The organism is Nocardiopsis sp. CNS-639 (genome assembly GCF_000381685.1).
Lineage (GTDB): Bacteria > Actinomycetota > Actinomycetes > Streptosporangiales > Streptosporangiaceae > Nocardiopsis > Nocardiopsis dassonvillei.
On record NZ_KB906865.1, the window covers coordinates 14,532 to 27,146 of the forward strand.

Sequence of the window (12,615 nt, forward strand, 5' to 3'; positions counted from 1 at the left end):
GTCCGGGTCCGGGCCCGCCGCGTGCACCGCCGAACGGACGGTGCGCGGGGGCTCAGGCCAGGCGCTTGGCGAGGTTCTCGTCCAGGGCGGCGAGGAACTGCTCCGTGGTCAGGAACTCCTGGTCGCCGCCGACGAGCAGCGCGAGGTCCTTGGTCATCTGGCCGCCCTCGACGGTCTTGATGACGACGTCCTCCAGGGTGTTGGCGAACTCGACGACCTTGGGGGTGTTGTCGAGCTTGCCCCGGTGCTCCAGGCCGCGGGTCCACGCGAAGATGGAGGCGATCGGGTTGGTGGAGGTGGGCTTGCCCTGCTGGTGCTGGCGGTAGTGGCGGGTCACCGTGCCGTGGGCGGCCTCGGCCTCGACCGTGCGGCCGTCCGCGGTGCGCAGGACGGAGGTCATCAGGCCGAGGGAGCCGAAGCCCTGGGCGACGGTGTCGGACTGCACGTCACCGTCGTAGTTCTTGCAGGCCCAGACGTAACCGCCCTCCCACTTGAGCGCCGCGGCGACCATGTCGTCGATGAGGCGGTGCTCGTAGGTCAGGCCCGCGGAGTCGAAGCGGTCCTTGAACTCGGTCTCGAAGATCTCCTGGAACACGTCCTTGAACATGCCGTCGTAGGCCTTGAGGATCGTGTTCTTGGTGGACATGTAGACCGGGTAGTTGCGGTCCAGGCCGTAGTTCAGGCTCGCGCGCGCGAAGTCCTCGATGGACTTGCGGAAGTTGTACATGCCCATCGCCACGCCGCCCGCCTCGGGGAAGTTGGCGATGTCGAACTCGACCGGCTCGCTGCCGTCGGCCGGGGTGTAGGTCATGGTGACCGTGCCGGGGCCGGGCACCTTGAAGTCGGTGGCCTTGTACTGGTCGCCGTGGGCGTGGCGGCCGATGATGATCGGCTTGGTCCAGCCCGGGACCAGGCGGGGCACGTTCTCGCAGATGATGGGCTCGCGGAAGACGACGCCGCCGAGGATGTTGCGGATGGTGCCGTTGGGCGACCGCCACATCTTCTTGAGGCCGAACTCCTCGACCCGGGCCTCGTCCGGGGTGATGGTGGCGCACTTGACGCCGACGCCGTGCTCCTTGATGGCGTTGGCCGCGTCGACGGTGATCTGGTCGTCGGTGCGGTCGCGCTCCTCGATGCCCAGGTCGTAGTACTTCAGGTCGACGTCGAGGTAGGGGAGGATCAGACGGTCCTTGATGAAGGACCAGATGATCCGGGTCATCTCGTCGCCGTCGAGCTCGACTACGGGGTTCTCGACCTTGATCTTGGCCATGGCTGTGTGGCTGTCCCTTCAGTCTTCGCTGCCGCCTCGTGCGCCGCGGACCCGTGTCCGGCTCGTGGCCGGGGGCCGGTCCGCGCACCCGGCGGTCCACCGGTCCCGCCCGGGGTCCGTGCTCCCCGGTGAGGCGGTGGCTTCTCGGTGTCGCGGTATCTCGACGTCAAGCTTATTCGACGCCTAAGCGGACAGTTGCGGCGCCACCCATGCCAGCACGATCAGCAGGACCGCGAGGGTGGTCAGGGTGAGCAGGTCGATCCACCGGCGGCGCACGGCGAGCATGCCGACCCAGTCCCGGGGCAGGAGCACCCGGAAGGTCGCCGCCAGCAGCAGCGCGCCCGCGATGATCGCCGGTCCGCGCTTGAAGTAGGCCGCGGCCACGACCACGATCCCCGCCGCGAGCGCCGACATGACCAGGAAGTAGGGCACCTGCGAGAGCCAGTACGGCGCCTCGGGCCCCTCATCCCCGGCGGGCCGCCCGCGCGCGACCTCCCCGGAGTCCGCCCCGGAGTCCCGGGCGGAGCCGCCGCCGGGCTCCGGCGCCCCGGGGCCGCCCCCGTCCGGCGCTCCCCCTTCGGGCACCCGCCCGCCGCGGGCCGCCTCCCCGGGCGCCCTCGCACCGGGAGCGCCCTCGTCCGCGTCCGCCAAATCCGCCTGCCCCGCCTTGTCCACCGCGTCCCGACCCGTTCGGTTACGAATGTGCTTGGCCGCCTCGCGGCTCGTTCACGGTCTTCTCCCGGGAACTGGCACGGACCGGCCATCCGTCGAGGACTGGCTGTCCGAAAACCGAACACCGCTCCGGAGGCTCGCGTCCGTGAGGATTTCGGCGGCGCCGCGCGGGAAGCGAGGCTTCCCGTCCGGGAGAGACTGCGCCCATTGTAGTGATCCGTATCGCCGACTCCTCAGGGCTCACGGAAACGGTCCGGCCCGGGCCCCAAGGGCCCATGACCGTTTCCCGCTTCCGGTTCGGCCACAGAGCCGTATTTGCACGCCTTATCCGTCTAACTCCGGAGTAAGCGCGTAGAACGCTTACCGCCCGGGTAACCAAGCTGGAGATTGAGTGCACCGGTGAGCGAGGACCACCCCCATGAAGCCCACTCCACGCGTAGACCGAACCGTCACCCCACGACAGCCTCCCCTCCACCACCGTCGCCCGCACCCCCACCGGCAGCGCCACCCCACTCCGGGAGGAACCACCGTGGACGGGCCCTACCTCCGCATCGAAGAGACCGGGGACATACGCCAGCTCGCCGGTGAGGTCACCACGATCGGTCGCGGGGAGGGCGCCGACATCCGGCTGAACGATCCGAGCGTCTCCCAGCTGCACGCCGAACTGGTCCGCCGCGGCCCCTACGTCTACGTGGTGGACCTGGGCCTGTCGCGCAACGGGACCCGGGTGAACGGCCGCCCCATCGCCCGCCGGGTGCTGGAGGAGGGCGACGTGGTGAGCTTCGGCACCGCGCGCTGCCGGGTCGGCGGACTGCCCAAGGAGCAGATCAGCCCCGACATCGAACTGCGCCGCGGCGCCGCCCCCGAGCTCACCCGCCGGGAGCTGGACGTGCTGACCGCGCTGTGCCAGCCCGCGCTGTCAGAGGAGGCCTTCGTGGCCCCCGCCACCGCCCGGGACATCGCCGAGGCGCTGGTGGTCACCGAGGCGGCGGTCAAACAACACCTGTTGCGGCTGTACCAGAAGTTCCGCATCCCCGAGGGGCAGAACCGCAGGACGCGGCTGGCCAACGAGGTCGTGGCGCTGGGCCTGGTGCGGCCGATGCCGATGGGCGGACCGGCCCGCAAGGCCAGCTGAACGCTCCCCCCGGCCCCGCCGCGGGGGCCTCGCGCCGACGGTCGGGCCGGGGTCGGTCACTCGGAGTGATCGATTTCGGCCCGTGTGTGACGCCGGGGGCCGGGCCCCGTCCCCCGGACGGGGCCCGGAAGGGGTGTGCCTAGAGGGCGGCGGCCTGCCGCTCGGCGGCCTCCACCACGTTCACCAGCAGCATCGCCCGGGTCATCGGGCCCACGCCGCCGGGGTTGGGCGACAGGTACCCGGCCACCTCGGCCACGTCGGGGACGACGTCGCCGACCAGGCCCGACTCGGTGCGCGAGACGCCCACGTCCAGCACGGCCGCGCCCGGCTTCACCATGTCCCTGGTGATGAGCCCGGGCACACCGGCGCCGGCGACGATGATGTCCGCGCGGCGCGTGTGCTCGGCCAGGTCCCGGGTGCCGGTGTGGCACAGGGTGACGGTGGCGTTCTCCGACCGGCGGGTCAGCAGCAGGCCGAGGGGGCGGCCCACGGTCACGCCGCGCCCGACCACGACCACCTCGGCGCCCCTGAGCGGCACCTCGTAGCGGGTGAGCAGCTCCACGATGCCGCGCGGGGTGCACGGCAGCGGCGCCTCCTGCATCAGCACCAGCTTGCCGAGGTTGGAGGGCTGGAGGCCGTCCGCGTCCTTGACCGGGTCGATCAGGCCCAGCACGCGGTTCTCGTCCAGCCCCCTGGGCAGCGGGAGCTGCACGATGTAGCCGGTGCAGGCCGGGTCCTCGTTGAGTTCGCGGACGGCCTGCTCCACCTGCTCCTGGGTGGCGTCGGCGGGCAGGTCGCGGCGGATGCTGGCGATGCCCACCTGCGCGCAGTCGCGGTGCTTGCCGCGCACGTAGGAGTGGCTGCCCGGGTCGTCGCCGACCAGGACCGTGCCCAGACCGGGGGTGACGCCGCGGTCGTGCAGCTTCGCCACCCGCTCGGAGAGCTCCTCACGGATGGACTTGGCGACGGCCTTGCCGTCCAGGACGATCGCGCTCATGCGTGTGTCTCCTCGCTCAGTGGAAGAAGTGCCGGGTCCCGGTGAGGTACATGGTCACGCCGGCCGCCTTGGCCGCGGCCACGACCTCCTCGTCGCGGACCGAGCCGCCGGGCTGGACGACGGCGCGGACCCCCGCCCCGGTGAGGATCTCCAGGCCGTCGGGGAAGGGGAAGAAGGCGTCGCTGGCCGCGACGGACCCCGTCACCCTCTCGCCCGCGCGCGTGACCGCCAGGCGTGCGGAGTCCACGCGGTTGACCTGGCCCATGCCCACGCCCACGGTGGCGCCGTCGGAGGCCAGGAGGATGGCGTTGGACTTGACCGCGCGCACGGCCTTCCAGGCGAAGGCCAGGTCGGCCAGGGTGGCCTCGTCGGCGGGCTCGCCGGTGGCCAGGGTCCAGGTGGAGGGGTCGTCGCCGGGGGCGTCGATGGCGTCGCGCGACTGCACCAGCAGGCCGCCGCTGATCTGGCGGTGCTCCACGCCCGCGCCGGAGCCGGAGCCCTCCGCCACGAGCAGGCGGATGTTCTTCTTGCGGCTGAGGATCTCCACGGCCGCGGGCTCGAAGGCGGGGGCGACGACGACCTCGGTGAAGATCTCCGCGATCTGCCCGGCCAGCTCCTCGCCGACGGGGCGGTTGGTGGCGATGACGCCGCCGAAGGCCGACACCGGGTCGCAGGCGTGCGCCCTGCGGTGGGCCTCGGCGTTGTCGGCGCCGACGGCGATCCCGCACGGGTTGGCGTGCTTGATGATGGCCACGCACGGCTGGTCGAAGTCGTGGGCGGCGCGCAGCGCGGCGTCGGCGTCCACGTAGTTGTTGTAGGACATCGCCTTGCCGTGCAGCTGCTCGGCTCCGGCCAGGCCGGTCCGCGGGGCACCCGCGACGGTGTACAGCGCCGCCTTCTGGTGGGGGTTCTCTCCGTAGCGCAGGACGTCCCTGCGGTGGTGGACGGTGGCCAGGAAACCGGGCCAGCCCGACTCGGCGGCCTCGGCGTCGGGGGCGTAGTCGGCCGCGAACCAGTCGGCGACGGCCGCGTCGTAGGCGGCGGTGTGCTGGAAGGCGAGCCCGGCCAGGCGCTTGCGCTGCTCCAGGGTGAAGCCGCCGTCGCGGACGGCCTCCAGGGCGGCGTCGTAGCTGCCCGGGTCGACCACGATCGCGACGCTGCCGTGGTTCTTGGCAGAGGCGCGCACCATGGCGGGGCCGCCGATGTCGATCTTCTCGATGCAGTCGGCCTCGGAGGCGCCGGAGGCGACGGTGTCCTGGAAGGGGTAGAGGTTGACCACGACCAGGTCGAAGGGGGCGATGCCCAGCTCCTTGATCCTGGCGACGTGCTCGGGGTTGTTCTGGTTGGCCAGGAGCCCGGCGTGCACGGAGGGGTGCAGCGTCTTGACGCGGCCCTCCATGATCTCGGGGAAGCCGGTGACGTCCTCCACGGGGGTGACGGGGATGTCGGCGGCGCGCAGCCGCGCGGCGGTGGAGCCGGTGGAGACGATCTCCACCCCGGCCTCGGCCAGGCCGATGCCCAGCTCCTCCAGACCGGTCTTGTCGTAGACGCTGATCAACGCACGCCTGATGGCCTGCTGGGTCACCGGTTCTCCTTCGTGTCGGTCGCGTCGGTGACGCGCTGCTCGGTGCGGCCGAACCGCACGTGCCTGCCGTCGATGGTCCAGCCCTCGCGGGCGAGCCTGCCGACCGTGTCGACCAGCATCGTCCGCTCCACGGACTTGATGCGCTCGTGGAGGCTGGCTTCGTCATCGCCGTCCTGGACGGGTACCGCGACCTGGTCGATGATCGGACCGGAGTCGACGCCCTCGTCGAGGAAGTGGATGGTGGTGCCGGTGATGCGGACACCGTGGGCGAGCGCGTCACGCACGGCGTGCGCGCCGGGGAAGGAGGGCAGCAGCGCGGGGTGGATGTTGACCGCGGGGTGGCTGCCGATCACGGCGGGGCCGAGGATGCGCATGAAGCCCGCGGAGACCACCAGGTCGGGGCGGTGCTCGCTGATGCGTTCGGCCATGGCGGCGTTCCACCGCGAGCGGTCGGGGTAGTCGCGGAAGGGGACGACGAACGCGGGCACACCGGCCTCCTCGGCCAGCTCGATGCCGCGGGTCCCCTCGCGGTCGGAGCCGACGGCGACGACGGTCGCCCCGTAGGCCGGATCCCTGGCCGCCTCCAGCAGGGCGGCCATGTTGCTGCCCGTGCCCGATATGAGGACCACCACTCGCGCGGACAATGCTTCTCCCATTGTGTAGAGAACGGTGCGAGAGCCGCCCCTCGCCTTCCGGGGGCGCCGGGGGACGGCGCAGCATCCGGATCCCGCGTACGCCGGTCCGGGGGACGGCACGAGACCGGAGCCGGAGGCGTGGTGTGCGGGTGACCCGATCGTCCTCCGCCGGGCGCTCCCTCGCGGGCTTCCGTGGGCCGGAGGCGTCCGTTGGGGGTGGTGGCGGGTGACGGGCGGGCGACGGGCGCGCCCGCTGGGCCCGCCCGCGTTCCCACCCTATCGGTCCAGGTAGCGTCTACCCACGGGGAGTGGGTGTTGGCCGGCCTGTGACGGGGGTCTCGGCGGCCCGCGGACCGGCGTGACCATGGACGACGGGTAGCCTCCGTGCGGCGGAGCCGACCACGGCGCCCCGAGCGGGGCGCGCATAAGGAGTGAACCTTGACCGACAACAGCCCGGAGCCCCGGACCGAGGGGCAGCCGCCCAGAGCCGAACGCGGCGGCCTGTGGGGCCTGTTCTTCGGGGCGGCCGGCCTGCTGCTGCCGCCCTACGGGGTCGTGCTGTCCGTGTTCGGTGTCGTGCAGGGTTTCCGGGCGAGGCGGGCCGCGCGGGCGAACCGCACCGAGGCGCCGGGCGCGCTGATGAGCGTGGTCGTGGGCGTGCTGGGGATCGTGATGTCGCTGTCGCTGTTCGCGGTGGCCGTGGTGTACCAGGAGCAGATGGCGCAGTACCGGGACTGCTCGGCCCTGGCACACACGGTCTCCAGCCAGAACGAGTGCGACGAGGCGTGGGAGTCCTCCACCGGCCTTCCGCCCACGGTGGTCATCAGCTAGGTCGGTCGGGGTGCCCGAAGGGGGCGGCGGGAGTGTCCCGCCGCCCCCTTCGCGTGCCCGGGGTCCTTCCCGGGTGGTGACGCGCTCTCCGGTTCCGGTCACTACCCGAGTCGGGAAACGGCCGCTCGCCCACGCTGCGGAGACCCCCCAAGGGATTACACTTAGTATGCAATCAATCACTAAAAGTGTTGACCATCCTTGCGCGGAGAGGACTCGATGGACACCGACGCCCCCGGCCCGTCCGGACCGGAACTGAGGGAGTACACGGCGCTGCTGCGCCGCCGCTGGCGGTTCGTCGGCGCCGGGGTGCTCGGCGGGCTGGCCCTGGCCTCCGCCGCGGTGGTCGCACTCCCCGCCGCCTACACCTCCGTCTCCGCCGTCCAGGTCCAGCCCAGCGGGATGGCCGAGTTCACCGGGGAGCGCTCCGGCCGCCTTGCCGGGGACGTCAACCTCGACACCGAGGCGCAGGTCCTGCTGTCGGACCGCGTGTCGTCCGCCGTGGCCGAGGCCCTGGCGGAGGAGGGCGGCGCCGCGCCCTCCGTGGCGGACCTGCGCGAGCGGGTGGACGTGAGCGTTCCCCCCAACAGCAGCGTCCTGGAGATCAGCTACTCCGCCGGGAGCCCCGAGGCCGCGCGGGCGGGTGCGCAGGCCTACGCCGACGCCTACCTCGAACTGCGCCGCGAGCGGATCGACGGGCTGATCGAGAGCCACCTGGAGGCGCTGCGCGGTGAGCAGGGGGCCCGCTACGAGGCCCTCGCCGAGGCCGCCGGGGAGTCCGCCGACCCCGGCGCGGACGCGCGGGTGGAGGCTCTGCGCGCGGAGATCACCGAACTGGGCAACGGCATCAGCCCGCTCAGCGCCCTGGCGGAGACGGTCGAGCCCGGCAGTGTCATCACCCCGGCGGGGCTCCCCGAGCGCGCGAGCAGCCCGATGCCCGCCCTGTGGCTGGTCGGCGGCGCCGCGCTCGGCCTGCTGACGGGGCTGCTGGCGGCCGTGGTGCGCGACCGCCTCGACCCGAGGCTGCACGACGCCGAGGAGACCGGGCGGATCGGTGAGGTGCCGGTGCTGCTCGACCTGTCCGAGCGGGTCGGGCGCGGCCAGCGCTCCCCCGGGCTGCTGCCGGACGGCGACCGGCGCGGGCAGCGGGTCAACGAGTTCGCGCACCTGGTGCGCGCCCGCCTCGCCGCGGTCCCCGTTCCCGCGGCGGTCGGCGGACCCTCGGAGGTTGCCGGGCCGACCGGGGCGGGTGGGACGGGGGTGTCCGACCGCGCCGGAGCGGGCGCGGGCGGCGCCCGGGGGGAGGACGGACTGGCCGTGCTCCTCGGGGACGAGGAGGCGGTCCTGGGCCGCGTGCTGCTCGTCACCGCGACCACTCCGGGCCGCGCCGGTGCGGCGACCGCGGTGAACCTGGCCGCCTCCCTGGCCCGCACGGGCTCGGAGACGCTGCTGGTGTGCGCCGACCCCCGCACCGACACGGTCGGCGAGCTGCTGGGGCTGCCGGAGGGCCCCGGCCTGGCCGAGGCGCTGCTGGAGGGCGAGGACCCCGCCGACCTGGAGGTGCGGCCCGACGCGGTGCCCCGTCTGCGGGTGCTGCGCTACGGGTCGCCGGGTCTGGACGCGCCGGTGCAGGGCACCGCGATGCCGGAACTGGTGCGGCTGCTGCGGGCGGGGGCGGAGTACGTGGTGGTGGCGGTGGCTCCGGTGAGCGAGCGGGCCGACGCGCACGCGCTGGCCGGTTCGGCCGACCTGATGCTGCCGGTGGTCGAACTGGACCGCACGCGCCGCGCCGAGCTGAGGGAGCTGCTCGTCCTCGCCGGCCGGTTCGGGGTTCCCGTTCCGGGCACGGCCGTGCTGCCGCGCCAGCCGCTGGCCGGGCCCGCGCCGGTGGCGTCGCCGTCCGCGGCCGAGCCGGTCGCCGGGGAGGAGACCACCGGGTCCGACCGCACGCCCGGAAGGGACGGGGCGGCCGGGTCGGACGAGGCGGCCGGGACCGCGAAGGGCCGCGCCGGTGCGGGGATCACGCTGACCGGCATCGTCAGCGAGCTGCCCGCCACCGCCGGGACCGCGGGGACGCGGGGGCGCGGCGGGGCGGCCCGGCCCCCGACGCCCGGGGACGCCGAGGGTGTCCCCGGGGTCCCCGGTCCCCGACGGGCGGAGGCCGCGGAGGAACCCGAGGCGGCGGAGAGCGGGAGGACCACGGCCGACGGTGCCGCCAGCACGCCTTCGCGGGCTCGCGACGAGGACGCGGAGGTAGCCGGGGCCGATGCGGCCGAGCGGATTCCGGAGGCGGGCGGGACCGACGACGGCACCGCGCAGGACGCGGCGGCCCCCCTCGACGGCGGGATACCCGCGGGCTTGGACGTCCCCCGCGTGCTGGGAGGCGACGGTGCCACCCAGATCCCGGTGACGCCCGAGGCCGCCGGGACCGGCCGGACCGGGGAGGACACCGCGGCCCCGGACCGGACCGGAGCGGACGGGACCGGCGCGGACACGACCGGCGGCACCGCGGGGACCGCCGCGGCCCCGGGCGCTGCCCCGGAGGCGGAGATGGCCTTCGGACTGCCCCGGACCGCCGAGGCGCGGGAGCCCCACGACCCCGAGGCGACCGTCAGCGGCGCCGAGGCCACGGAGGCCCTCGTGGCCTTCGCGACCGAGGGGGCCGAGGAGTCCCGGCCGACCGGAGCCGCCGGAGACTCCGCCTCCCCGGACAGCGCCCCTGACACGGCCCCGGGGGCCCGGAACTGATGGCCTGGAGCACGTCCGCGCGCGCCCCCCGGCCGCCCGCCGGGGCGGTGGGCCCCGTCGTCGGGGGCCCGCTCCCGGCGGGCGGAACCGACGGTCGGCCGCTGCTCTGGCTGCTGGCCGGGTACCCGCTGTGGTGGGCGCTGGGCCTGGGGCAGTTCGCGTACTGGCTGTTCGCGGTCCCGATGGCCGCCGAACTGGTGCGCCGCCACCGCGCCACGGGGCTGCGGGTCCCCCCGGGGTTCTGGCTGTGGGCGCTGTTCCTGCTGTGGACGGTGCTGGGCCTGTGCCTGGTCCACCTGGAGATGCCCGGCACGGTGCCGGGCAGCGGCGGATACGGCGGCGCCGTGCTCCGGGCGGTCAACTACCTGGTGCTGACGGTCCTGCTGCTCTACGTCGGCAACCTCTCCGAGCGCGAACTGCCCGCGCGCGCGGTCGTGGGCGCGCTGGCGGTGCTGTGCCTGACCACGATCGCGGGCGGCTACCTGGGCATGCTCGCACCCCGGTTCGAGTTCACGGCCCCGATGGAGTACCTGCTCCCTGCGGCCCTCGCCTCCGACGCCTACATGCAGACCCTCATCCACCCGGCGTCCGCGCAGGTCATGGACATCTTCGGGTACGAGTCGGCCCGCCCGAAGGCGCCCTGGGAGTACACCAACGTCTGGGGCTACATGCTCTCCCTGCTGCTGGTGTGGCTGGTGGTGGGCTGGGTGGCGCAGGGTTCGGGATGGGTGCGCTGGGGCGGGCTGGCCGCCGCCGCGCTGGCCGTGGTCCCCGCCGTGTACTCGCTCAACCGGGCCCTGTGGGCGGGACTGGCCCTGTCCGCGGCCTTCGCGGCCCTGGTGGCGCTGCGCCGCGGCCGGGTGGTCCTGGTGGGCGCCTGCGCCGTCGCGGGCCTGGCGGTGCTGCTGGCGCTGGCCGCCTCACCGCTCGCCGACGTGGTGCGGACCAGGATCGACAACCCGCACAGCGACGACGGCCGGGCCGCCACCAACGCGGCGTCCGTGGAGGCCGCCCAGCTGTCCCCGGTCATGGGGTGGGGCACCACCCGCGAGAGCCTGGGCAGCTCGGAGTCGATCGCGATCGGCCCCACCTCCGAGTGTCCCGGCTGCGGACAGCACGTCATCGGCAACGCGGGACAGCTGTGGATGACGCTGATCGCCGGGGGCTGGGTGGGCACCGGCCTCATGCTCGCCTTCTTCGCGCACGTCGTGTGGCGCTACCGCCGCGCGGCCACGCTGGAGGGGCAGGGCGCGCTGCTGACCGTGCTGCTGCTGTTCTGGTACATGTTCTTCTACGTCGCGCTGATGTCCCCGCTGGCCGTCACCATGGTCGCCGTCGCCCTGCTGTGGCGTGGCGAGGAACCGGTGCTCCGGCGGCGGACCGCGCGCACCCGCGGGGGTCCTTGGTGAACAGCGAGACGACCTACCTGACCGACCTCGCCGCGGTGCTGTGGCCGTGCGGCGGGCTGCTCGGCCCCGGCGACCGCGGTATGCGGAGGCTGGCGCACCGCGACCGGGGCACCCAGTACCTTCCGGTTCCCAACGCGCAGAACCCCCGGGTGATCCTGCCCGCCCACGACCGGTCGGCGGCCACCCGGGGCATCACGTCCTTCGCCCAGGGGCACTCGTTCCGGGAGAGGGCGCGCACGCTGCTGCTGACCGGGGCGTTCGCCACCGGGCTGGCCCCGCTCCTGCTGCGCGACCGGCTGTACGTGGGGGCCGGTCCGGGCATCGAGCACGCGCTCACGACGGCGCTGGACCGCGACCTGGCCGTCGCCATCCACGTGGGCCCGCCCCGGGCCAACCGCAAGCCCGTGCTCCTGCTGCTCACCCCCGGCGGACGCACGATCGGCTACGCCAAGGTGGCCGTCAACGACCTGACCTCGCGCCTGGTGCGCGCCGAGACGCGCGCCCTGCGCCAGCTGGCCGAGGCCCGCCTGCCGGACGTGACCGTTCCCCGGCTGCTGCATGAGGGCGAGTGGAACGGCCACCCGCTGCTGGTGCAGGAGGCGCTGCCGGTCGGCGTCCAGACCGACCGGCCCACGCGGCGCCAGCTGCTGAGGTGCGTAACGCAGATCGTCGGGCTGTCCAGGGTGCGGCGCCGGAGGCTGTCCGACAGCCCCTACCGCAGGTCGCTGGAGGAGCGGATCGTGACGCTGGGCACGCGCCCCGAGGTGGCGCCCCTGCGCGCGGCGCTGCGCCGTCTGCCCGACGTGTACGTGCCGTTCGGAGCCTGGCACGGCGACCTGACCAGGTGGAACATCGCCAGCACCGCGCGGCGCGCGTTCGTGTGGGACTGGGAGCGCCTCGCCATGGACGCCCCCGCGGGCTTCGACGCCCTGCACTACGACCTCAACGAGTGCGTGCAGGCCGGGGTCCACCCGGGGGTGCACCGGTGGCTGGAGAGCGGGTCGCGGCTGCTGCGCGACCCGCTGATGTCCGAGACCGGGGTGCGCTCCCACACGGTGTCCACGGTGATGGCGCTGTACCTGATCGACCTGGCCACCCGGTACCTGCACGACCGGCAGGACGAGAGCGGCGGCCACCTGGCGGCCGTGGACGACTGGCTGCTGCCCGCGCTGGAGGGGCTCCAGGAGAGGGCGGCCCACGAGGCCGCCCACCGGACCTGAGCGGTCCTCTCGGGTCCGGGCGGTCCGGCGAACCAGGCCACCCGATCGATCGACACGACCCGCCGAGCCCCGGCGCCGAGGACGGCGGCCGGGGGTGACCGAAACTGCGACAGAAG

Annotated in this window: 9 protein-coding genes and 1 pseudogene; 5 read left to right on the forward strand and 5 right to left on the reverse strand. The window is 73.9% G+C overall.

Annotation, left to right across the window (positions count from 1 at the left end; translation table 11 throughout):
• Positions 1 to 52: 52 nt before the first annotated feature.
• Together G011_RS0118310 and G011_RS0118315 are read right to left on the reverse strand one after the other, a co-directional pair.
• Positions 53 to 1,270, reverse strand: a complete 1,218-nt coding sequence (locus tag G011_RS0118310; protein WP_013154964.1) for an NADP-dependent isocitrate dehydrogenase — start codon at positions 1,268 to 1,270, stop codon at positions 53 to 55.
• A 183-nt stretch (positions 1,271 to 1,453) separates the two neighbouring features.
• Positions 1,454 to 1,945 (reverse strand): DUF3017 domain-containing protein, encoded by a 492-nt coding sequence (locus tag G011_RS0118315; protein ID WP_019609757.1) that lies wholly within the window; start codon positions 1,943 to 1,945, stop codon positions 1,454 to 1,456.
• A gap of 526 nt (positions 1,946 to 2,471) precedes the next feature.
• On the opposite strand from G011_RS0118315, the gene G011_RS0118320 reads away from it, so the two are divergent.
• The gene (locus tag G011_RS0118320) at positions 2,472 to 3,077 is read left to right on the forward strand and encodes an FHA domain-containing protein (protein ID WP_013154966.1); all 606 of its coding nucleotides are present in this window, start codon (positions 2,472 to 2,474) and stop codon (positions 3,075 to 3,077) included.
• A gap of 139 nt (positions 3,078 to 3,216) precedes the next feature.
• On the opposite strand, the gene G011_RS0118325 is transcribed toward G011_RS0118320, so the two are convergent.
• Genes G011_RS0118325 through purN form a run of 3 tightly spaced genes read right to left on the reverse strand, consistent with a single transcriptional unit; the run spans position 3,217 to position 6,291 of the window.
• Positions 3,217 to 4,074: a bifunctional methylenetetrahydrofolate dehydrogenase/methenyltetrahydrofolate cyclohydrolase gene (locus G011_RS0118325; RefSeq protein ID WP_019609758.1), complete on the reverse strand. Its 858-nt coding sequence runs from the start codon at positions 4,072 to 4,074 to the stop codon at positions 3,217 to 3,219.
• 16 nt (positions 4,075 to 4,090) lie between these two features.
• Entirely contained in the window at positions 4,091 to 5,659 is a 1,569-nt protein-coding gene (purH, locus tag G011_RS0118330) for a bifunctional phosphoribosylaminoimidazolecarboxamide formyltransferase/IMP cyclohydrolase (RefSeq protein WP_019609759.1), read from the reverse strand.
• Positions 5,656 to 6,291 carry a phosphoribosylglycinamide formyltransferase gene (purN, locus tag G011_RS0118335; RefSeq protein ID WP_019609760.1) on the reverse strand — a complete coding sequence of 212 codons (636 nt, stop codon included), beginning with the start codon at positions 6,289 to 6,291 and terminating at the stop codon, positions 5,656 to 5,658. Before purN ends, purH begins: the two co-directional genes overlap by 4 nt.
• A 441-nt stretch (positions 6,292 to 6,732) precedes the next feature.
• On the opposite strand from purN, the gene G011_RS0118340 reads away from it, so the two are divergent.
• The 4 genes and pseudogenes from G011_RS0118340 (at position 6,733) to G011_RS0118355 (ending at position 12,499) form a co-directional block, all read left to right on the forward strand.
• On the forward strand, positions 6,733 to 7,125 hold the full coding sequence (locus G011_RS0118340) for a hypothetical protein (RefSeq protein WP_013154970.1): 393 nt from the start codon (positions 6,733 to 6,735) through the stop codon (positions 7,123 to 7,125).
• Positions 7,126 to 7,341: 216 nt separating this feature from the next.
• A complete protein-coding gene (locus G011_RS0118345) occupies positions 7,342 to 9,870 on the forward strand; it encodes an LPS biosynthesis protein (protein ID WP_026338420.1) in 2,529 nt (842 codons plus the stop codon).
• Positions 9,870 to 11,276, forward strand: a pseudogene (locus G011_RS0118350) (ligase); the annotation flags it as partial. The gene G011_RS0118345 and the pseudogene G011_RS0118350, both read left to right, overlap by 1 nt.
• A complete protein-coding gene (locus G011_RS0118355) occupies positions 11,276 to 12,499 on the forward strand; it encodes a phosphotransferase (protein WP_019609762.1) in 1,224 nt (407 codons plus the stop codon). The pseudogene G011_RS0118350 and the gene G011_RS0118355, both read left to right, overlap by 1 nt.
• The last annotated feature ends 116 nt before the right edge of the window (positions 12,500 to 12,615 follow it).

What these genes read in the sequence shown, in the direction of transcription:
- G011_RS0118310 (WP_013154964.1), bottom strand. Translation starts at nt 1,270, where the DNA reads ATGGCCAAGATCAAGGTCGAGAACCCCGTAGTCGAGCTCGACGGCGAC.
- G011_RS0118325 (WP_019609758.1), bottom strand. Translation starts at nt 4,074, where the DNA reads ATGAGCGCGATCGTCCTGGACGGCAAGGCCGTCGCCAAGTCCATCCGT.
- G011_RS0118345 (WP_026338420.1), top strand. Translation starts at nt 7,342, where the DNA reads ATGGACACCGACGCCCCCGGCCCGTCCGGACCGGAACTGAGGGAGTAC.